This is a genomic window from Winogradskyella sp. SYSU M77433 (assembly GCF_029911945.1).
Lineage (GTDB): Bacteria > Bacteroidota > Bacteroidia > Flavobacteriales > Flavobacteriaceae > Winogradskyella.
Window position 1 is genome coordinate 119,286 of sequence record NZ_JARYTG010000004.1, and the last position, 21,710, is coordinate 140,995.

The window sequence follows — 21,710 nt, forward strand, 5'->3', positions numbered from 1 at the left end:
AGATACTTATTCATTTCAACATATGAAGTACTTTAAACTTATAGTGTCTTTAGTTTTAACTATAGGCATTTTTTATGCACTGAACACCAAGCTGGGATCAATTCCGCCAATTGGCAAGTTTTTAAACCCTTATTCTGGTGTGTGGCAAAATGAAACTGACGAAACCACCAGTGGAAAAATTCAAATTCCTGATTTAAAAGAGGAAGTTACCGTACATTATGATGAGCAATTGATTCCGCATGTGTTTGCAAAAAATGATTTGGACTTATACCGAGCTCAAGGCTACCTCACTGCTAAACATAGACTTTGGCAGATGGAATTTCAAACTTATGCATCTGCAGGTCGCTTATCTGAAATTATAGGTGAAGCCGCCTTAAACTACGACAGACAAGAACGACGACGAGGTATGGGTTATGGTGCTGAGCAAACCGTTAAAAAGATGTCTCAAGACCAAGAAACAATGGCCATTGTAGAGGCTTATGCTGCTGGTGTTAATAGCTATATCAATCAATTAGACCCGAAAGATTATCCTGTAGAATACAAATTACTAGATTACAAACCCGAAGCTTGGACACCTAAAAAAACAGCATTATTGCTAATGTACATGACAAAAATGCTTGCTGGTGGTGATGAAGATATAGAAAACACAAATGCTTTAAGATTATTCGGAAAAGAACGCTTCGATTTATTATTCCCTGATTTTTTTGATGTTACGGATCCTATCATTCCAAAGGAAACGGACTGGAGCTTTATTGATGCACCTCAAACACCACATCCTGATTCAGAAATTCTTATAGATTCCATTTCCGAAAATATTGACCGACCTGATCCAAACTACGGTAGTAATAACTGGGCTGTTTCGGGTGAAAAATCCTATTCTGGTCATCCAATTTTAGCCAATGACCCTCATTTAGGTTTAAACCTCCCTTCTATTTGGTATGTTATGCAATTGAGCACACCTAATCACAATGCTTTTGGCGCTACAATTCCGGGAGCTTTAGCTGTAATATCAGGTTTTAATCAGCATATAGCTTGGGGAGAAACAAATGCAACAAGAGATGTTATTGATTGGTATAAAATTGAATTTAACGAGGACCGAACAAAATATAAATTTGATGACGAATGGAAAGATGTAACCGTAAGAGTTGAAGACATAAAAATTAAAGGGAAACCTTCTTTTAAGGATTCGGTTTTATACACACATCACGGACCTGTGGTCTTTGACAAAAACTTTAAATCTGAAGAAGAATTAGCCGGTTATGCTATGCAATGGACAGGCTACATTCCTGGAAATGGACAAAAAACCTTTTTGAAACTTAACAAGGCAAAAAATTATGATGATTATGTTGATGCCTTAAGCCATTGGGTTGCACCAGCTCAAAATTTTGTTTTTGCCTCCACAGAAGGAGACATAGCACTTTGGATTCAAGGCTTGTTTCCTAACAAATGGGAAGGTCAGGGTAAATTTGTTATGGATGGAAGCAAATCTGAAAATGACTGGCAAAGTTTTATTCCTCAGCAATTCAATGCTCATACTAAAAATCCTGAGCGCGGTTTTGTTAGTTCTGCCAATCAACATCCTGTTGATGAAGCCTATCCTTATTTTGTTTACAATGACGGTTATGAAACCTATAGAAATCGTGTTATTAATGATTTTTTTAATTCAAAGGAAACTTTCTCTATTCAAGATTTCAAGGATTTACACAACAATAATTACAATCTAAAAGCTGCTGAACTTATGCCATATATGCTAGAGCATATGGATACGTCTAATTTTTCAAAAGAAGAAAAGAAGATCTATGATATGGCAAAAAAATGGCAGTATAATAATGATATGGATGAAGTTGGTCCAAGTATCTGGAGTACTTGGTGGAAAGAGCTTTACACCACACTTTGGGATGAATTTGAAGTTGATAGCACTGCACTAATGTCACCTTACACTTACCAATCTATTTATCTTTTAAAACATAAAGGTGATGATGCGTTTATGGATATTGTTGACACACCTAAAAAAGAAAATGCCGAAGATTTGTTCAGAATTAGTTTTTCTAAAGCTGTAGAGGAACTTACTGCTCGGAAGAAAGAGCACGGGAATTTAAAATGGGTGAATTATAAAGGTACTTTTGTTGGTCATTTGCTACAAGCACTTCCTGCATTTTCTAGATTTGACATTCCTATTGGTGGTGGAAAAAATATCGTAAATGCAACTTCTGAAAATTGGGGCCCATCATGGCGAATGATTGTTGAAATGACATCACCACCAACAGCTTTAGGCATTTATCCTGGTGGACAATCTGGAAACCCAGGCAGTAAATACTATGATAATTTTATTGATGATTGGGCAAAGGGAGAATACCACAGCCTAAACTTTTTACAAAACAATCAGAAAACAGATGCTATTATAGGCACTCAAATACTAGTACCTCATGAATAAGAATATTTTAAACTTTATACTCACTATTGTACTTGCTTATTTATTAGCATTGGTTTTGCCATGGTGGTCTGTAATGGTTGCTTCTTTTGTAACCGCTTTGTTAATTCCACTGAAAAGGTTTAGTGTGTTTTTCACTCCGTTTTTAGCAATTCTGCTGTTTTGGTTTTGCTACAGTTTTATATTAAGTAGTGCAAATGATTTTCTTCTTGCTAAGAAAATTGCTGTGTTATTACCTCTAGGTGGTAATCCTTATTTACTGATGCTAGTTAGCGGAATAGTTGGAGGATTAGCAGCTGGTATATCTGCTATTTTAGGAAAGCAAATAAAAACGATTTTAAACAAAAAATAAAAAAGCTCTACCGTAAAAAGTAAAGCTTTTTTTAATTTGATTGAATTTAACGGGTTACTATTGGACTATCAACTTTTGGGTTGATTTTGTATTTGAACCTTCAAATTCTAATAAGTACAAACCTGAATTTAAGTTTAGGGTTAAATTATTATCTCCAACAACTAATGATTTGTTAAGAATCAATTTACCTTCAACACTATAAACATTCACTTGGTTATAATCAATATTATTTGAAAGTGTTACTTGACCAGAAGTCGGATTTGGAAATATCTTGATATCATTTACACTAACTTCATCAACAGATAAAAATGCACAGTTTACAGGATCAAATGTTACCAAACCTAATGATGAAATATCATTTTGATGCACAATTACAGCTTCAGCATCTGCCAGTGTGTTTGGCGCATTGTCTTCATCCCAACAGTTACCCATTGCCATAATAGGGTTGGAAGTGTTGTTGTAAAGCGCATATATAACACCACCATTACCATTATCAGAAAACACATTTTCACCAACATTACTAGAACCATCTCCTAAATTAATAGAAGCTTCTCCTTGCAATGTGATTCCCCAAAGATTGCCTCTAATCTGATTACCACTGGCAATAACATCCATTCCTGCAGAAGACGTGTTTAATGAAATTCCACTACCACCTAAATTAGGACTACCTTGAGTGTTATTATCCTCAATAATGTTATTTCTTATATATGCAAAAGAGTTATTACCCATAATAGCAATACCATAACGATTATCATAAATTATATTATCATCTATAATAGCATTAATAGCACCTCCTACAAAATTAGATACTGCTATACCTCCAGCTTGATCTATATTAGGATCACCTTTAATTGTATTTTGAATAATTTGAATAGGGTCGCCTGGTAAAGTTGTTCCCATATTTATTTGCGGACGATTACTATTAGCCTGATTATTGCCTTCTATATAGTTGTTAAAAATATAAGGAGACACCTGATTAGTTGCACCAGAACTTATAGCTGGTGTTTCATTAAAAGTAATAGTGTTATTAGTAATTTGTGGCATTCCCCTTGAAAGTGAAATAACACTACCTGTAGATACACCAGAAACATTGTTAGTCAGTGTAGAGTTATTTATCGTAAACGTTTCCGTAAGTACACGTAGTCCACCACCATATTGTATTGTAGCATTTTGAATATTGATATCCGAAAACTCTTCAAACCTAAAACCATCATAAGGTAAGGTTGGATCTATTGCAGTGAACACTACACTATTCGAATCAACATTAAAAACACCAAAAACAGTGATTCTTATATCTTCTCCTATTTCTAAGGTAATATCTGAATCTATTAGTAATGTATCACCTGCGGAAATGGTAAGGTCGTCAACTAATGTGTAAGTTGTGCCTGACACCGAAATAGTTGATGGGCTGTCCGTCACAAGGTCATCTAAGCTATACACCAAACCTGTGCCTGGAGTTGTGTAGCCCTGAGCAATCAAGACACTACCAAAACAAATACTTACAAATAAACTGAGTAGAATTTTTTTCATATTAAATAATTTTTAAGTTTTTTCTAAAGTTATAGAATCATGCTTAGAAGAACTGTTAAAAAAGCAATTTTTTATAGGAATTTTCTGAATATTCAATATACCATCGAAAAACTATCGACTTCAATAAGTTAATTTGTTTAACACTTACTTGATAATTTAACACATTATATATAAGCTTTAACAAACCATACTAAATCCACGTTAAGCCTCCTTATAAATTCGTATTTAAGTTATGATGTTAGTAACTTTATAATGAATCGAATTAATAACTATAAAACCAATAATATCATGGAAAATTTAAATAAAAAGACAGTTGCTATATTAGCCACAAACGGATTTGAAGAAAGCGAACTTAAAGAACCTATGGAAGCCTTAACAAAAGCAGGTGCTGAAGTCCATATTGTTTCAGAAGAGCTTGGAAACATTAAAGGATGGGCAAATGGAAACTGGAGTAACGAATACAAAGTTGACAAGACTATAGATGAAGTTTCACAAGAAAATTACAATGCTTTAATGTTACCTGGAGGTGTCATTAATCCAGATCAATTACGAAGAAATGAAAAAGCAATACGTTTTGTAAAATCATTTTTTGATGCTAAAAAACCTGTCGGAGCAATTTGTCACGCACCACAAATTTTAGCTGAAGCAGACGTTTTAAGAGGTCGTAAAATTACATCTTTCAGTTCAATTAAAAGAGATATGGTTAATGCTGGCGCTAAATGGGAAGATAGTGAAGTTGTTGTAGACGAAGGTTTAGTAACAAGCAGAAACCCTAATGATTTGCCTATTTTCAATTCTAAATTAATTGAAGAAGTTAACGAAGGTAAGCATGAAATGCAGATGGCGTAAGCCTTTAAACTATAGACAAATTAAAAGTGGATGATATCATCCACTTTTTTTATGTTTCAACGGTATCCAAAAATTTCACCCATAATAAAGCCTCTTCTAAATTACCAAATCTCCTGATTTTTTTGGTGAAGAAAAGATTCTCTATCACGACATTAAAAAAACCCACATTCTTATAGCAAACTATCCCATATCCCTTTAAGCTAAAATTCTTAAAAAACTTTAACCAATCTGTCGGTACTACCGAATAGGAATTAATTCTATGAGAAATATAAACTATATCACTTCCATCAGAACCTGTAAAATTGATAACATCCTTAACTATTTGATTAGCATGTTCCTCCCATGAGAAAACAACTCCTTCATTCATTTCTGATACTATAATTCCTGATAAAATAAAGACATTACCAAAACTATAATTCAACTCCTTAAGGACATCATCGTAGAAGTCCGTATCTTTAATACTTTGCATAGGCTCAAATAAAGCCTATTTAAGACTTAAATAAAAATTATTTCGCTTAAGTGTAATTTTGTTTAGAAAATTTCTTACTCTTCTAGTTTCTTACGATATATATCTACAAAATTAATAGCTTTCATATTAGGGTTTCCTAACTCTAAAGACTTGCTATAATTTTCATAAGCTTTCAGGCTATCACCATTTCGTAAATAGGCATCAGCTAAACTATCGTAGACATTAGAACTATTAGGATATAATTCCTTATTGATTATAAAAACTTCTATGGCCTCCTCATACTTTTTATCTCTTAAAAAATCATAACCTATTTGATTAAAACTACGTTCTCTTATTGCAATACTCGTAGAATCCGCTTGTTTTATTTTTAGAAAACCTTGTAATGCTTTTTCATAATTGCCATCTTGCAAATATTGACTTGGAGTTTTATAATTGTCTGAAACTTTGAGATAGTCATAAGTTATAGCTTTTCCTTCTTCTTCAGGCACAATGGATATGTAGTGTTCTTTAGTATCAGGATGTTTTGTGAAACGTAATTTTTTATACATATCTGCTACAAAAAATTCATCTCTACTCAATACTACAGGCTTAATCTTTTCTGCACCACGCCATTTTAAATAAAGATCATTGTCCTCATAATAAACTTCTAGAAGATCATCTTGGGTGTATAAATATTTACCTGAAGTTTCCTTTTTGAAAGCTTCACTATATTCAACATTTTTAGAACAACTGAAAACAGCAAATAGTAATAGCGTAAAGAGTAATGTATTGGTTTTCATTTTAGAAAAATGTGGATTGTTTATAATATAGGCATAAAAAAAGTCCCACTATAAAGTGAGACGATTTTTATTCAATTTTGTTACCGTATTCTGTGTTGAATTCGGCTTATTTTATGTTCATTAGCTCTACATCAAAAACTAAAGTTGCATTTGGTGGAATTACACCTCCTGCACCAGCAGCTCCATAACCTAGGTTACTTGGAATTACCAAACGTGCTTTGTCGCCTACGTTTAATAAGCAAATACCTTCATCCCAACCTGGAATTACTTGTCCTACTCCAACCTGAAAATCTATTGGAGAGTTTCTTTTGTATGATGAATCGAATACTGTACCATCAGCTAACTGACCTTTGTAGTGTACAGAAACCATATTTCCTTTTTCAGCTTTTTTACCATTACCTTTTTGAATGATTTGGTAACGCAAACCTGAAGCTGTTTCCTCAAAACCTGCTGCTAATTTATCTAACTCAGCTTTTGCAGCTTCTTTTTCTGCCGCTAAACGCTTTTCGCGAGCACCTTCAAAGGTTCTAAATGCTTCAACTGCATTAAAGTTCTTTGCCGCCTCACCTTCTCTAATAATCTCTAAACTCTCTATTTTATCTCCTTGCGCAACAGCATCAACGATATCTTGGCCTTCAACAACACTACCAAAAACCGTATGTTTTCCGTCTAACCAAGGTGTTTCTACGTGCGTAATAAAGAATTGGCTACCGTTAGTACCAGGACCAGCATTTGCCATAGATAATTTACCAGGAGCATCGTGCTTTAAATCTGGGTGAATCTCATCATCGAATTTGTAACCAGGATTTCCTGTACCTGTACCTTGAGGACAACCACCTTGAATCATAAAGTCTGGTATAACTCTATGGAAGTTTAATCCATCGTAGTACGGTGTACCTTGAGGCTTCGCTGAATTTTCTAAATTTCCTTCTGCTAAAGCCACGAAGTTACCTACTGTACCAGGTGTTTTTTCGAACTCTAAATTTACTATTATCTCACCTTTAGAGGTGTTGAATTTTGCGTATAAACCGTCTTGCATTTTATTTTCTTTTGTTTCAGGCTGCAAAGATACGAAGTTCTGTTTTAAGTAGGAAGCTTGAAGTATGAAGTCTAAGTTTGGGGTTTGGAAATAACATTTCATAGAAGACATAAACATCACTTTACATAAATGCAAACTTTTTTGGCTAGTTTTGCCAGAAACCAAAATAGATATGGCATTCTCATTAACAAAACTACTCGCAGCATTTGGAAATATAAGAGCTATGGAGAAACTCCATGTTGATGACCATACCGAAGCGATAATAAACGATATTGAAAATGAACCGTTTGCTGTATCAGAAAGTAATATACTCTATGCTGGATTTAATGAGCTTGGCGGTTATTATTTTTTACAAACCGTTGTAGTTGGTTCTTTTAAGGTAAAGACTTTTAATGGTGCTAAACTGCGTCTAAAAGGTGATGGTATAGATCTAAATTTGAATTCTGACATGTCTGAGCTAGAATCTGATTATTCTAATGTATCTAAACGCTATATTACCAAGATTGATTTTGAAATAGAAAAGTCTGATATAGAAACACTGAAAGACAAAAAGCTTACTGAAATTCGACTAACTTCCAAAAAGCAGGATATTAATTTTTCTAAATATATTGCTGATTCAGTAAGCTAAATTTCTTTTTAGCATTGAAAATTACATCATTGCAAAAAATAAGGTAATATTATTATATGCTAAATTCATTAACGCTAAGTTCCACACTTAAATAGAGAACTTTAGGCATCAACATTTTTTTATCCGACTTGAATCAACTTCATATAATGAATAAATATTGCATCATTCCATTCTTGATAAAAATTTCATTTTTCAATTGGAAGCTTACAAAGTCAGTGCTCTGTTCTATTTAATATTTCTTTAATTGTTAATTCGTAAATAGGTTACAAAATCTTACATAGTAAAAAAGTCCCTAATATCCATTCCTTTAATTTGGATATTAGGGACTTTTAGTATGTCTATTTTTTATTAGTTTGCGACCTCACTCATAAATTTAATGCGGTATAGACGCAGTTCTTCATCGTCGTAGTCTCCATCAAATTCATCTATAGCATCAGAAATTTTATCGCTTTCAGATTCCATGAAGTAGTCGTGGATTTCTTCTTGTTGGTCTTCATCTAAAATTTCGTCTATCCAATAATCTATGTTCAATTTTGTACCAGAAAATACAATGGATTCCATTTCCTTGATGAATTCTGGCATTTCCATGCCTTTAGACGAAGCTATATCGCTGAGTGGTAATTTTCTATCTACATTCTGAATGATGTATAGCTTAATAGCTGAGTTACTTCCTGTAGACTTTACCACCATATCGTCGGGTCTAACAATGTCGTTTTCTTCAACATAGTCTGCAATTAAAGCCACAAAATCTTTTCCATATTTTTTGGCCTTACTCTCTCCTACTCCATGTACATTTGTAAGCTCATCTATATTAATTGGATATTTTAAAGCCATATCCTCTAAAGAGGGATCTTGAAAAATAACAAATGGTGGTACACCTAGCTTTTTAGCATTTCGCTTTCTTAAATCCTTAAGCATTGTCATTAACTTATCGTCTGCTACAGCATTACCTCCTTTAGCGTTGGTTACAATACCATCATTTGCTTCCTCATCATAAACATGATCTTCAGCCATCATAAATGATTTTGGATCCTTTAGGAAAGCACTACCAGATTCACTTAGTCTTAAAACTCCATAAGTCTCAATATCTTTTTTTAGATAACCAGCGACTAACACTTGACGAATTAAGGCCATCCAATATCTAGCATCATTATCTTTGCCTATTCCAAAAAATGGCTGTGTATCGGTTTTGTGAGATGCAATTAAAGCATTGGATTTACCAACTATTACTTGTACTAAATCTTTAGCTTTATATTTTTCGTTTGTTTTTTCTACTGTATCGAGAAGTATCTTAACCTGATCTTTAGCTTCCACTTGCTTTTTAGGGTTACGAACGTTATCGTCCATATCTCCTCCTTCACCTGTTTCAGTATCAAACTCTTCACCAAAATAATGAAGAATGAATTTTCTTCTAGAAACTGAAGTTTCAGCAAAAGCCACTACTTCCTGCAATAGTGCATGACCAATTTCTTGTTCTGCTACTGGTTTACCAGACATAAATTTCTCTAGCTTTTCTATATCCTTATAAGCATAATAGGCTAAACAATGACCTTCTCCACCATCTCTACCTGCTCTTCCGGTTTCTTGATAATAACTTTCTATACTCTTTGGAATATCATGATGAATTACAAAACGCACATCTGGCTTATCGATACCCATTCCGAATGCAATCGTAGCGACCACCACATCAGTGTCTTCCATCAAGAACATATCTTGATGTTTTACTCTAGTTTTAGCATCTAAACCTGCGTGATATGGCACAGCTTTAATACCATTGACTTGAAGGACTTGTGCTAATTCTTCAACACGTTTTCGACTTAAACAGTATACAATACCAGACTTGCCTTCATTTTGTTTTATAAAACGAATGATATCGGCATCGACATTCTTGGTTTTTGGTCGTACTTCGTAAAATAAGTTTGGTCTGTTGAAGGAGGCTTTAAAAGTCACCGCATCCGTCATTCCCAAACTTTTTAGAATATCTTCCTGAACTTTCGGAGTCGCTGTTGCAGTTAGTCCAACAATCGGAATATCTTCACCAATTCGTTTTATAATCTGTCTTAAATTTCGGTATTCTGGCCTAAAATCGTGTCCCCATTCACTAATACAATGGGCTTCATCAACTGCCATAAAAGAAATCTTAACCGATTTTAAGAAATCTACATATTCCTCCTTCGTTAAAGATTCTGGCGCTACATAAAGTAATTTTGTAATTCCGTTTACAATATCGTCCTTAACACGTTTTACTTCAGTTTTATTCAAAGATGAATTTAATACGTGTGCTACACCTTCATGTTCAGACACAGCTCTTATAGCATCCACTTGATTTTTCATTAAAGCAATAAGTGGAGAAACCACTATAGCAGTACCTCCTTTTATTAAAGCTGGTAGCTGGTAACACAATGATTTTCCGCCTCCTGTAGGCATAATAACAAAAGTGTTATTTCCTGCCACAACGTTTCTTATAACTTCCTCTTGAAGACCTTTGAATTCTGAAAAACCAAAGTATTTTTTTAGCGCGGAGTGTAAGTCAATTTCTGCAATACTCATTAATCCCTATTAGTATTTTATATACATTTGCAACAAGTTTAAAGATAACAATTTCTTTAAACTTAAAAAATTCAATAAAGAATAAGTTTTGAACACTACACAATCGATACTAAATACTGCAAAAAACACCATAAAATTAGAGAGCAAAGCCATAGACCATATAGCGGAATTATTGACCGATGATTTTGCTAAATCCGTTGAGCTTATTTACAACTCTAAAGGACGCGTTATTATAACTGGCGTTGGTAAAAGTGCCATCATTGCTAATAAAATTGTAGCAACATTAAACTCTACTGGAACACCTGCCGTTTTTATGCATGCTGCAGATGCCATTCATGGTGATCTTGGATTAATCTTAAAAGATGATGTTGTTATCTGTATTTCAAAAAGTGGAAATACTCCAGAAATTAAGGTTCTAGTACCACTTATTAAGAACGCAAAGAATAAAATGATTGCGCTTACAGGTAATAAAGATTCCTTCTTAGGTCAACAAGCTGATTATATTCTTAATACTTATGTAGAACAAGAGGCTTGCCCAAATAACTTAGCTCCTACTACTAGTACTACCGCTCAATTGGTAATGGGTGATGCTCTTGCTATTTGTTTGTTAGAATTACGAGGCTTTTCAAGTAAAGATTTTGCCAAATACCATCCTGGTGGAGCACTTGGCAAACGTTTATATCTAAGAGTTAACGATTTATCTTCTCAAAACCAAAAACCGCAAGTCGGTTTAGAAACAAGCTTAAAAGAAGTTATTGTAGAAATTACTGAAAAAATGTTAGGTGTAACTGCTGTAATCGACAATAACAAAATCGCAGGTATTATCACTGATGGAGACCTTAGACGTATGCTAAGCAAAAGTGATGATATTGCGAGTCTAAAAGCAAAAGACATTATGAGTAGTAACCCTAGAAGAATCGATGAGAATGCTATGGCTGTGGATGCCAAAGAACTCATGGAAGAATTTGGTATCTCTCAGCTTTTAGTAGAACAAGATGGTGAATATGCTGGAGTTGTACATCTACACGACTTAATTAAAGAAGGTATAATATAATGGCAAAGAAGACGGTTGACGAAATGTCATTTCTAGACCATCTTGAAGACTTAAGATGGCATTTAATTAGGGCTACACTAGGAGTTGTTGTTGCTGCAACATTGGCCTTTATATTTAAAAAGTTCATTTTTGATGTTATCATTTTTGGACCAACTGTAATGACATTCCCAACATATCAGTGGCTTTGTCAAGCTTCTGAATTTTTGGGTATGACCGATACAACCTTTTGTGCTGAAAAGTTACCTTTCATCATACAGAACAGAACTGTTGCTGGTCAGTTTTCCGCACATATATGGACTTCTATCTATGCTGGTTTTATTATTTCATTTCCATACGTTCTTTACCAATTATGGAGCTTTATAAGCCCAGGTTTAAAACCTAATGAGCGCAAAAACTCAAGAGGTTTTTTGGTAGTTGCCTCTCTTCTATTTTTTATAGGAGTACTCTTTGGCTACTATATTATTACACCTTTATCCCTAAACTTTTTGGCCAACTACCAAATTAGTGAGCAAATACAAAACGAGTTTGATGTTAGTTCTGTCATTGCAATTGTAAGATCTTCTGCTATTGCTTCTGGTTTTGTATTTGAATTACCTATAATTATTTATTTCCTAACTAAGGTAGGATTGGTAACCCCTAAAATTTTGAAACAATATCGAAAATTCGCATTGGTTATTGTTTTAATAGTTTCTGCTATTATTACTCCACCAGATATTGCCAGCCAAGTCATTGTAGCGATTCCTATTTTGATATTATATCAAATTAGTATTTATATCTCTGCTATTGTAGTGAAAAATCAATCTCGAAAATCCTCGAGAGCTAACAAAAATTAACCCTAAATTATGTCTGATATCGTAAAAGAATTCAACGAATACCGTTCTAAAATGAACGATAAAATTCTAGCTGATAACAATAAGATTGTTAAGCGCATTTTTAACCTAGACACTAATGCTTTTTCTGAAGGTGCTTTAGATAAAAAAACGAAAGAACTTCTTGGTTTGGTTGCATCAACTGTATTACGTTGTGATGATTGTGTAAAATATCACCTTGAATCTTCGTATAATGAAGGTGTCACTAAAGCTGAAGTAAGTGAAGCTTTAGGTATAGCTACCTTGATTGGAGGAACTATAGTTATTCCTCATTTGAGAAGAGCCCACGAATACTGGGAAGCCATAGAAAATCAAGGTTAAACTTTTTATAAATCATTGCTTAAAAAAGTATAATCTATATGATTTTGTTATTTTTAGCGTTCTTTGATTACCTATGAAATTACGAGCTGAACATTTAATGAAGTCCTACAGTGGACGAAAAGTAGTAAAGGATGTTTCTTTGGAAGTTAACCAAGGAGAGATTGTTGGATTATTAGGACCAAATGGTGCAGGTAAAACAACCTCTTTTTACATGATAGTTGGTATCATCAAACCTAATGGTGGTAATATCTTTTTAGACAACACCAACATTACTAAGTTTCCAATGTACAAAAGAGCTCAAAACGGTATAGGTTATTTGGCTCAGGAAGCTTCTGTGTTTAGAAAACTGAGTATTGAAGACAACATTCTTAGTGTACTCCAATTGACCAAATTGAGTAAGAAAGAACAACATGAAAAAATGGAGTCGCTTATTGAAGAGTTCGGTTTAGGACATATTAGAACCAACCGCGGCGATTTATTGTCTGGTGGCGAGCGTAGACGTACTGAAATTGCTCGTGCATTAGCAACAGATCCTAATTTTATTCTTTTAGATGAACCTTTTGCTGGCGTAGATCCTGTTGCCGTTGAAGATATTCAGCGTATTGTTGCTAAACTTACCAAGAAGAATATTGGCATTCTTATTACTGACCACAACGTACAAGAGACATTGGCTATTACAGACAGAACTTACCTTATGTTTGAAGGAGGTATCCTGAAAGCTGGTAAACCTGAAGAGTTAGCCAGTGATGAAATGGTTCGTAAAGTTTATTTAGGTCAAAACTTTGAGCTACGTAAAAAGAAATTAGAATTTTAGATTTTTTCCCTGTTTTTAAGTCTGGTTACGAATACTATAAAGCCATATACAAACATGGCTTGTATTAATGTATTGATAGTCCAAAAAACAACTCGCATATATAAATCTTCAGCCACATAAAAAGGTAAATTTCTATTAATTAAACTTATAGGTAAGCTAAAAACTGACATTATAATTGAAGTTACCGTAAACAATTCATTTTTGGAGCGGTGCAAAAACACATCTGCTAAACCAACAAGAAACTCAATCACCATTAAAACAAAAAAGACAATGAGGAAAGATTTTAATTTAAACTTTTTCATTTTTAATATTATTTAATGTTCGACTTATTAGCTTCAACTTCACTCAATAATTTCTTTTGGTATCGTCCTTGAACAATATCTACAATCACAAGCACTGCTATTACAAAATAGAAAGTTGTTTTACTCATCGGTACTATTTCGTTTCCAAAAATCTTTAAATGTGCTAAATGACCTCCTTCAGTCACTAGCATTATACCAACAATAAACAATATAAATAAACCTAAAACCTCATACATTCTGTTTTTTGCTAAGAACGCTGAGATTCTATCTGCTAAGAAAAGCATCAATAAGCCACTAGCAACAATAGCTATAGCTATAACAATAAATGCTGTTGTTGAGTTTTCAATTTCACTTGTTAGACCTATTGCTGCCAATATAGAATCAAAAGAAAACACCAAATTCATAATAACTATACTAGTAATGGTTGCATTTGCTGACTTTTTTGTCTTTTTATCATCTTCTACATCATGATCTAAGTTAGGTAATGAAATCATGTGCCAAATTTCTTTAATCGCTGTATAAATGATAAATCCTCCTCCGACAAGTACAATAATACTATGGCCATTAAAAGCAAAATCTAATACGTTTTCAATTTCACCAGTTAGAAATGAAAATGGTTCTTGAAAAAAACCTATAACACGTACAAGAATAAATAACAGTACTATTCTAAGTACAATTGCTATCAAAATTCCTGTTTTTCTTACTCTTTTTTGATCGGCTTCTGGAGCTTTTTTAGATTCTAGAGATATGTAAAGTAGATTATCGAACCCTAAGACTGCTTGTAACATCACAAGCATTAATAGTGTAAAAATAACTTGAGCCATAGTTTAGCAAGACGGTTTTTTTTGGTTAGTTATATAAGGTTTAGTTTATGTTTTTCGCATCCAATAATGATAATAGTATATACATAATTATCACTATGGGTATTGCAGCGAATTGCAATATAATTAATAATACCACACTAAGTATTAGAAAGATATATCTTATTGCATTATTTTTAAAACTCCAGTTTTTAAATTTTAAGGCAAATAACTTTATACTTGAGTTTAGTAGATAACAACTTAATAAGGTTATAAAAATCAAAAACCATTTATTAATAATGATATTGTTCATAATATCATTGTTCTGAAACTCTAGAATTAATGGTAGGGAAAATATCAATAAAGTGTTTGCTGGAGTAGGAAGACCTTTAAAAAATGTTTGCTGATCTTCATCTAAGTTAAATCTTGCCAAACGAAATGCTGATGCTAAAGGAATCAATAACCCTATTAATGGCAAAACTGACATTTTAAAACCTTGCCAGTGAAAAACTGAATTCCAACTATCATTATACATTGCGTAATCTGGAGCATCTACAGTTAATGAAATTAATTTAAACATCACTATTCCAGGTACAACTCCACTCGTTACCAAATCCGCTAAAGAATCTAACTGAATTCCTAGTGGACTTTGCACTTTTAATTTGCGTGCTAAAAGTCCATCAAAAAAATCAAAAAATATACCTAGAAAAACAAAAAAAGCAGCACTAACAAAATTACCATGGACTGCAAAAATTACGGCAATACAACCTGAAAATAAATTTAGTAAGGTTACTAAATTGGGAATATGATGTTTTAGGCTCATCGAAATAGTTTATGTAAAAATAAAAAAGTATTTCAGTCTAATCTTATTATTTTCTATTTTGACCCAAAATAAAACAATAAGAAGGCTATTTTACAGTTAAATAGATAGAAAAATATTGTGCATCTTTGTAAAAAATTTTGCTGTTGAAAAATTACTATGTAATTCTCTTAACTCTCGCTACATTTCTTGTTTCAGCTCAAACTACTAGAAAATATTCTAATGAATTTATGAATATTGGTGTAGATGCTGCTGCTTTGGGTATGAGCAATGCCGTGGTTTCACTAACTTCCGATGTCAATTCTGGCTACTGGAATCCTGCAGGATTAGTACATTTAGAAGACAACCAGCTTGCTCTAATGCATTCTAGTTATTTTGCCAATATTGCCAATTATAATTACATCGCCTACGGAATGTCTTTAGATGACAGAAGCGCTGTTGGAATATCTTTAATAAGGTTTGGTGTAGATGACATTTTGGATACTACACAATTAATTGACGACCAAGGCAATATTAATTACGATAGGATAAGTACATTTTCAACCGCAGATTATGGGTTAACTTTTTCTTATGCTAGAAAATTACCTTTAGATGGTTTGAACTTTGGAGTAAACGCTAAAATAATAAGACGTATCATCGGTGACTTTGCCTCAGCTTGGGGTTTTGGTCTTGATGCTGGCATTCAATTTGAAGGAAATAATGGCTGGAAATTTGGATTGATGGCACGTGACATAACCACAACTTATAATGCTTGGTCTATAGATGAAGAAAAGTTTGAACAAATTAGTGGCGCTATTGATGGTCAAAACCAAGAACTTCCTGAAACGACAGAAATCACCATACCTAAATTACAATTTGGACTATCTAAAAAATGGATTTTTCATTATGACTATTCCTTACTTGCTGCTGCTAACTTAAATATTCGTTTTGCTGAAAACAATGATATTATTTCAACATCATTTGCAAGTATAAATCCTGCCTTAGGTTTTGAATTCGGTTATACAAATTTAGTATTTTTGAGAGGTGGTGTTGGTAATTTTCAGAATGAACTTCAGATTGACGATTCTGAAAAAGTTACTTTTCAGCCTAATTTTGGAGTCGGTTTTAAATACAAAGGTATTCACATAGATTATGCCTTTACAGATATTGGCGACCAAAGTGCAGCCTTATATTCTAATGTGTTTTCACTAAAAATAGACTTTAGCATTTTCAGATAAACAAGTGATGAGACTAAACGCTTTATTTCTTCTTCTAACTTTTTCTATTGTTTCGCTTTCCGCACAACAATTCAAACTATCACCAAGCGCAGAAGTATCCGTACTCACAGTTGGATCTGGTGAATCTTTGAATGATGCTTTTGGACATAATGCTTTCAGAATTAAAGATAGAACCTTAGGTGTTGATATTGTTTATGGCTACGGTGAATATGACTTCGGTGCACCAAATTTTTATTTAAAGTTTGCACGTGGAAAATTAAACTACCTCATAAGTAGAGACAGTTTTAGAGATTTTTATAATCATTACCTGTATTATAATAGAACCATAGAAGAACAAGTTTTAAACCTTTCTCCTGAACAAAAACAAAGGTTATTTGATTACTTAGAAAACAACTACAAACCTGAAAACAGAAGGTATCTCTACGATTTTTTCTATGATAACTGTGCAACACGAATAAGAGATGTTAGTGAAATTGCAACCAACAGTTCTATACAATTTGATACTCCTAAGAATTTTGAATCTAAGACATTTCGAGAACTTATTCATGAACACGTAAAGCTTAATTCTTGGGGAAGTTTTGGTATTGATATCGCGCTTGGTTCCGTTGTTGATAAGGAGGCGACACCTAGAGAGTTTATGTTCTTACCAAAGTATATTCATGAGTTTTTTGAAAATGCAAAAATCAATAATTCAGATGATTTGGTTAAATATTCATCTGTCGTTTTACAAAAGAAACCAAGTAATTCTAGTTCTAACTTTTTGTTGAGTCCACTAATGATTGTAGGTATTATTTCTATTGTAATTCTATACATCACCTATAAAGATTTTAAAACAGAGAAAAGAAGTAGATGGCTAGATATTATTCTATTTAGTATCACCGGAATAATTGGTATTATTCTTTTACTGTTGTGGTTTGCTACCGACCATACAGCTACTGCTCAAAATTATAATCTACTATGGGCATTTCCGCTTAATCTTTTTGTAATTGGAGCCATCGTTAAAAACAAACAAAAAAATTGGGTTAAGAGTTACATTAAGTTTTTAATTATTATGCTTTGCCTAATGACTTTACATTGGATTATAGGAATCCAAGCCTTCACGATTGGTCTTATTCCTCTAATAATTGCTTTATTGGTAAGATACGTTTACCTTTTAAAGTGCTTAAATTCTTGATAATTACTGACCTCTGTAATAAAGTATAGTGCTTAAGGTTTTAATAGCAATATTGAAGTCGAGAAAGACACTTCTGTGTTTAATGTAGAACAAATCATATTGTAATTTTAAAAGACTATCATCAACAGAAGCCCCATACCTGGTCTTAACTTGAGCCCAACCTGTAAGACCTGGTTTTATAATGTGGCGTGTTTCGTAAAATGGAATTATACGCGATAATTCATTTACAAAAAATGGTCGTTCTGGCCTTGGTCCAATAATACTCATGTCTCCTTTTAAAACATTGTAGAATTGTGGTATTTCATCTAACCTAGAACGTCTAAGAAATTTCCCAAAAGCTGTAATTCGCTTATCATCTTTTTTTGCCCATTTTACACCATCAGCCTCAGCATTCACTATCATGGTTCTCAACTTCAGAATATTGAATGGTTTCCCATTTCTACCAACACGTTCTTGAGAATAAAACAAAGGTCCTTTATTACCTAACAAATTACCTATGTAAATTAATGGTAGTAAAATAATACCAAATAAGACACCTACGATTGAGAACAAAATATCAAACAAACGGTGAAAGAAAATGTATAGTTGATTCTCATTGCTTCTACTAAATGGGAAATACTTATAAAAATCCTTTCCTACAAATTGAATTGGAACTCTAAGAAGCATTTCTTCATAAACCTGAGTATAATCACGAATTTTAAATCCACGTTCTAGTAAAAGCATTAAATCATGATAAACCTCAGCCGTTATTGCTTCTGTATTAAAGCTAGCAACTAAAATCTCTGAGATTTTTTCTTTTTCTATGATGTCTAGAAAGTCAGCTGACTCAAACTCCTTTAAACCTTTGAATTTTACAGATTCCGAAGTCGTTTCCTCACTATTTATAAAACCAACTATTTTGTAATTAGGATCTGAATTACGTAAGGATTTAACCAGACTATCTATATTAGACACTTCACCTACAACTAAAACTCTCTTATAAAAACGAGGAGATTCAATCAAATAAATGTATAGAAAACGCCAAAGTAAAATTGAGGCAATTATAGTTAAGTAAAAATAGGCTATTTGAATACGTTCTTCCGGTAGATAAGGTGACAACACTGGTGTTAACAGATAAAATAAAACAACCGTGGATGTGGTTATAACTACATTTCTAAAAGTAGAATCTAATTGACTAGCTTTTTGAAGGTCGTAGATTTCAAAAACAGTTCCAAAAACTGTTATATAAAATCCAAGTAAAATGAGAGCTGTAGAATTATTAGAACTTACTTCTAAATATTCAATCTCAGAAGAAAGGCTAATGATGTAAAGACCTAAGAATACCATGATAAGATCTACTATTCTAAGTAGAATCTTACGTTCTGAAACTTCGAAATGAATTCCTTTTTTCTTAGCCATTTAAGGGACAACTATAGGGTAAAGATAACAACTACAATTGATTTATAGCATTATGTTAAGCTAAAAGCTTTTTCCATAAGGGTTTTATCTTATTCCAATCAAAATTTTCAACTTTAAGACGAGCGCTTTTAGTTGTCTTTAATCTAAACACATCATTATTTTTAAATTTTAGGATTGCTTGAACCAGTTCCTCTACATTATTTAGAGAAACTAAAAGCCCTTCTTCCTCATTATTAATCAAAAAAGAGATTCCTCCGACATTTGTTGACACAATAGGTAAGCCTAAAGCCATAGCTTCTATAACACTAACAGGCGTATTATCAAAGTTCGTTGTATTAATGAAAACATTAGATTTTTGGGATAATTTAATCCACTCTTCTTTTGTCAATTTTCCTGTAAAATTTACAGCTAGGTCTTTGTTTGTTGCTAGTTTCTTTGTTTCGTTTAGTGAACCATCAACCTCAGGCCCTACCATAGTCAATTTTGCTGCATAGCCTTTTTTCAGTAACTCTTCCAAAACTAAAACTGCTAATTCTGGATTATAGATTTCAGAAAATGATCTTACCCAAAGTAAATTTATACTATCTATTTTTCTTTCATTGTAATCATATTTTTCAATTTCAATAGTATTTGGGATGTAATCAACACTCTTATATCCATAATGTTCAAATACAGATTTCAAAAAATTTGATGGTGCTACAAGTTTATACGCATTTTTAAAAATCATAGCACTCAATTTAGGATTGTTTTTTAACCTTGATTCTAAATTACCACCATGAAGTATATTTATATATTTAATATTAAAAACTCTACACAATTGGCTTATTATTAAAGCATAATAAAAATTTACTGTACTATATGTATCAATAAGCACAATATCTGCTTTAGCTGAATTAGTAATAACCAACCAAACCATATCTAAAATACGAAGGGCTTTATTAGACTTATCGGAAGCTATTTTTACTGAATAGTTTTCGCCTAGATGTACACCTAAGGTATCTATGGTAGATTTTGTCTTACCTGTTTTTGATAAGGCGTTTCCTATGTATAGGACGTTTTTCATTTTTAATATTTAGGAGGGCTAAGCTATAAAAAAATGCAGGTGCTGCTAGCCGAATTGCAGAATGATTTATGGTTGCAAACCAAAATGAGAGAAACGCATAAAAAAATAAATTCTTTCTATTAATCGATCTGTAAGATAAAGGAGTGAAAATTAATATAATAATAATCAAAATACCCATTATCCCATGTTCTGAAAGAAGCCTACTAATTTCATTATGAGTAACCACTGATACTCCCTCTTCTCTATTATATTTTGTATTACTCGCGCCTATACCTAAAAAAGGGTTTTCTACAAAGCCTTGTAATTCATTGTAAAACAATTCGACTCTTCCTGTACTAACATCTCCCTTATCTCTACCCAACGCATCTTGATTAGCATATCTCTTATCAATCAATCCACCTGTATTTAAAGAACTTATAAACCAAGTTAATCCTAAACAAACAATTAATAAAAAAAATGAACTAAGTATCTTATTTTTTAATCTTGGCTTAGCTCTAATGAATATAAAAAATAAAAATGCAGCAATTGTTATTACAGCAGCAAACACACCACCTCTACTAAAGGTTATAACAGCCCTGTAAGATAACAAACCTAAAAATACCATATTGAATATTTTTAAAAATAAATTAGGAGATTTCAGAAGTATCCTAACTGTAAATGTAAACATTCCCAACCCTAATATAGTAGCTACCTGATTAGGACCAAAACCACCTGAAGTACGAAAATTTGAAGCTGTATTATGGATTGTTTCTTTTATACTTGGATTATATAAAAAAAGATATGTTGTCATGCTAACTATTGGTAAAGAAGCGTAAGCCAACATATCAATAATATCACCATTACTTACTTTTTTGTTATAAAAAAATAAAGAGGCTAACCCTAAGCACACTGGACCGCTCAATGCAAATGCAATATTTGTTCTAAAATTTGCATCTACATCTAGGTTTACAGATGCAACTAATACACTTGGAACCAAAAGAATTAAATATACAAAATATGGAAAACCTTTGCCTGAAATACCTTTGAAGAACATTCCCATCAAAACAAATAAGATAACAAGATATTTTGAGCTTTCGTATGCTAAGCCTCCTTTTGTCATCCTGAATAAAACCTCGGCGCCTACAAAATATGCACAACCATTTAATACAAAAGAAAGTTTGTTCTTATTTCCGGTCAAAATCAACCCTCCTAAGAAATAAATAAGAGCCGTAAAAAAGTACACATTTGATAATGGTTTGACTAGGTATACTA

The 21,710-nt window shown here is 32.8% G+C and carries 21 protein-coding genes; 10 read left to right on the top strand and 11 right to left on the bottom strand.

Translation table 11 applies throughout. The features are described from left to right. Window positions 1-22: 22 nt before the first annotated feature. Both QGM60_RS09320 and QGM60_RS09325 read left to right on the top strand, forming a co-directional pair. Window positions 23-2,434, top strand: coding sequence for a penicillin acylase family protein (locus QGM60_RS09320; protein ID WP_281139976.1), 2,412 nt, complete (start codon window positions 23-25; stop codon window positions 2,432-2,434). Beyond that, window positions 2,427-2,783, top strand: a complete 357-nt coding sequence (locus tag QGM60_RS09325) for a hypothetical protein (protein ID WP_281139977.1) — start codon at window positions 2,427-2,429, stop codon at window positions 2,781-2,783. The genes QGM60_RS09320 and QGM60_RS09325 overlap by 8 nt, the downstream gene beginning before the upstream one ends. Before the next feature lie 57 nt (window positions 2,784-2,840). Here the strand turns inward: QGM60_RS09325 and QGM60_RS09330 are convergent, their stop codons facing one another. After that, on the bottom strand, window positions 2,841-4,313 hold the full coding sequence (locus QGM60_RS09330) for a T9SS type A sorting domain-containing protein (RefSeq protein ID WP_281139978.1): 1,473 nt from the start codon (window positions 4,311-4,313) through the stop codon (window positions 2,841-2,843). 288 nt (window positions 4,314-4,601) lie between these two features. Between QGM60_RS09330 and QGM60_RS09335 the strand changes: the two genes are divergently transcribed. Next, a complete protein-coding gene (locus tag QGM60_RS09335) occupies window positions 4,602-5,162 on the top strand; it encodes a type 1 glutamine amidotransferase domain-containing protein (protein ID WP_281139979.1) in 561 nt (186 codons plus the stop codon). A 49-nt stretch (window positions 5,163-5,211) separates the two neighbouring features. Here QGM60_RS09335 and QGM60_RS09340 read toward each other — a convergent pair whose 3' ends face one another. From QGM60_RS09340 to QGM60_RS09350, 3 genes are all read right to left on the bottom strand, one after another. Continuing rightward, the gene (locus tag QGM60_RS09340) at window positions 5,212-5,631 is read right to left on the bottom strand and encodes a hypothetical protein (protein ID WP_281139980.1); all 420 of its coding nucleotides are present in this window, start codon (window positions 5,629-5,631) and stop codon (window positions 5,212-5,214) included. Between the two features lie 74 nt (window positions 5,632-5,705). After that, on the bottom strand, window positions 5,706-6,410 hold the full coding sequence (locus QGM60_RS09345) for a tetratricopeptide repeat protein (protein WP_281139981.1): 705 nt from the start codon (window positions 6,408-6,410) through the stop codon (window positions 5,706-5,708). 106 nt (window positions 6,411-6,516) lie between these two features. After that, window positions 6,517-7,449: a peptidylprolyl isomerase gene (locus QGM60_RS09350; RefSeq protein ID WP_281139982.1), complete on the bottom strand. Its 933-nt coding sequence runs from the start codon at window positions 7,447-7,449 to the stop codon at window positions 6,517-6,519. A gap of 172 nt (window positions 7,450-7,621) precedes the next feature. Here QGM60_RS09350 and QGM60_RS09355 point away from each other — a divergent pair, with 172 nt between their 5' ends. Continuing rightward, complete coding sequence (locus QGM60_RS09355; RefSeq protein ID WP_281139983.1) at window positions 7,622-8,077, top strand: hypothetical protein; 456 nt, start codon at window positions 7,622-7,624, stop codon at window positions 8,075-8,077. Between the two features lie 348 nt (window positions 8,078-8,425). Here the strand turns inward: QGM60_RS09355 and recQ are convergent, their stop codons facing one another. After that, window positions 8,426-10,627: a DNA helicase RecQ gene (gene recQ, locus QGM60_RS09360; protein ID WP_281139984.1), complete on the bottom strand. Its 2,202-nt coding sequence runs from the start codon at window positions 10,625-10,627 to the stop codon at window positions 8,426-8,428. A gap of 88 nt (window positions 10,628-10,715) precedes the next feature. Here recQ and QGM60_RS09365 point away from each other — a divergent pair, with 88 nt between their 5' ends. The 4 genes from QGM60_RS09365 (at window position 10,716) to lptB (ending at window position 13,685) form a co-directional block, all read left to right on the top strand. After that, window positions 10,716-11,681: a KpsF/GutQ family sugar-phosphate isomerase gene (locus tag QGM60_RS09365; RefSeq protein WP_281139985.1), complete on the top strand. Its 966-nt coding sequence runs from the start codon at window positions 10,716-10,718 to the stop codon at window positions 11,679-11,681. Further along, window positions 11,681-12,514: a twin-arginine translocase subunit TatC gene (tatC, locus tag QGM60_RS09370; protein WP_281139986.1), complete on the top strand. Its 834-nt coding sequence runs from the start codon at window positions 11,681-11,683 to the stop codon at window positions 12,512-12,514. Before QGM60_RS09365 ends, tatC begins: the two co-directional genes overlap by 1 nt. Window positions 12,515-12,523: 9 nt before the next feature. After that, the gene (locus tag QGM60_RS09375) at window positions 12,524-12,871 is read left to right on the top strand and encodes a carboxymuconolactone decarboxylase family protein (protein ID WP_281139987.1); all 348 of its coding nucleotides are present in this window, start codon (window positions 12,524-12,526) and stop codon (window positions 12,869-12,871) included. 73 nt (window positions 12,872-12,944) lie between these two features. Then, window positions 12,945-13,685, top strand: coding sequence for an LPS export ABC transporter ATP-binding protein (lptB, locus tag QGM60_RS09380; RefSeq protein ID WP_281139988.1), 741 nt, complete (start codon window positions 12,945-12,947; stop codon window positions 13,683-13,685). Here lptB and QGM60_RS09385 read toward each other — a convergent pair. The 3 genes from QGM60_RS09385 to QGM60_RS09395 are packed head-to-tail and all read right to left on the bottom strand — an operon-like array spanning window position 13,682 to window position 15,610. Then, window positions 13,682-13,987 carry a hypothetical protein gene (locus QGM60_RS09385; RefSeq protein ID WP_281139989.1) on the bottom strand — a complete coding sequence of 102 codons (306 nt, stop codon included), beginning with the start codon at window positions 13,985-13,987 and terminating at the stop codon, window positions 13,682-13,684. The genes lptB and QGM60_RS09385 overlap by 4 nt on opposite strands. An 8-nt stretch (window positions 13,988-13,995) precedes the next feature. After that, on the bottom strand, window positions 13,996-14,811 hold the full coding sequence (locus QGM60_RS09390; RefSeq protein ID WP_281139990.1) for a tellurium resistance protein TerC: 816 nt from the start codon (window positions 14,809-14,811) through the stop codon (window positions 13,996-13,998). A gap of 40 nt (window positions 14,812-14,851) precedes the next feature. Then, window positions 14,852-15,610 (bottom strand): CDP-alcohol phosphatidyltransferase family protein, encoded by a 759-nt coding sequence (locus QGM60_RS09395; protein WP_281139991.1) that lies wholly within the window; start codon window positions 15,608-15,610, stop codon window positions 14,852-14,854. A 227-nt stretch (window positions 15,611-15,837) separates the two neighbouring features. Here QGM60_RS09395 and QGM60_RS09400 point away from each other — a divergent pair, with 227 nt between their 5' ends. Together QGM60_RS09400 and QGM60_RS09405 are read left to right on the top strand one after the other, a co-directional pair. Then, window positions 15,838-16,824, top strand: a complete 987-nt coding sequence (locus QGM60_RS09400; protein ID WP_348634906.1) for a PorV/PorQ family protein — start codon at window positions 15,838-15,840, stop codon at window positions 16,822-16,824. Window positions 16,825-16,831: 7 nt separating this feature from the next. Then, window positions 16,832-17,998 (top strand): DUF4105 domain-containing protein, encoded by a 1,167-nt coding sequence (locus QGM60_RS09405; RefSeq protein WP_281139993.1) that lies wholly within the window; start codon window positions 16,832-16,834, stop codon window positions 17,996-17,998. 3 nt (window positions 17,999-18,001) lie between these two features. On the opposite strand, the gene QGM60_RS09410 is transcribed toward QGM60_RS09405, so the two are convergent. From QGM60_RS09410 to QGM60_RS09420, 3 genes are read right to left on the bottom strand one after another with little or no spacing between them, the layout of a single operon-like run. Then, window positions 18,002-19,396 (bottom strand): sugar transferase, encoded by a 1,395-nt coding sequence (locus QGM60_RS09410; protein ID WP_281139994.1) that lies wholly within the window; start codon window positions 19,394-19,396, stop codon window positions 18,002-18,004. Between the two features lie 55 nt (window positions 19,397-19,451). Continuing rightward, on the bottom strand, window positions 19,452-20,459 hold the full coding sequence (locus QGM60_RS09415) for a glycosyltransferase family 4 protein (protein WP_281139995.1): 1,008 nt from the start codon (window positions 20,457-20,459) through the stop codon (window positions 19,452-19,454). After that, window positions 20,413-21,681, bottom strand: coding sequence for an O-antigen ligase family protein (locus tag QGM60_RS09420; protein ID WP_281139996.1), 1,269 nt, complete (start codon window positions 21,679-21,681; stop codon window positions 20,413-20,415). The genes QGM60_RS09415 and QGM60_RS09420 overlap by 47 nt, the downstream gene beginning before the upstream one ends. Between the last annotated feature and the right edge of the window lie 29 nt (window positions 21,682-21,710).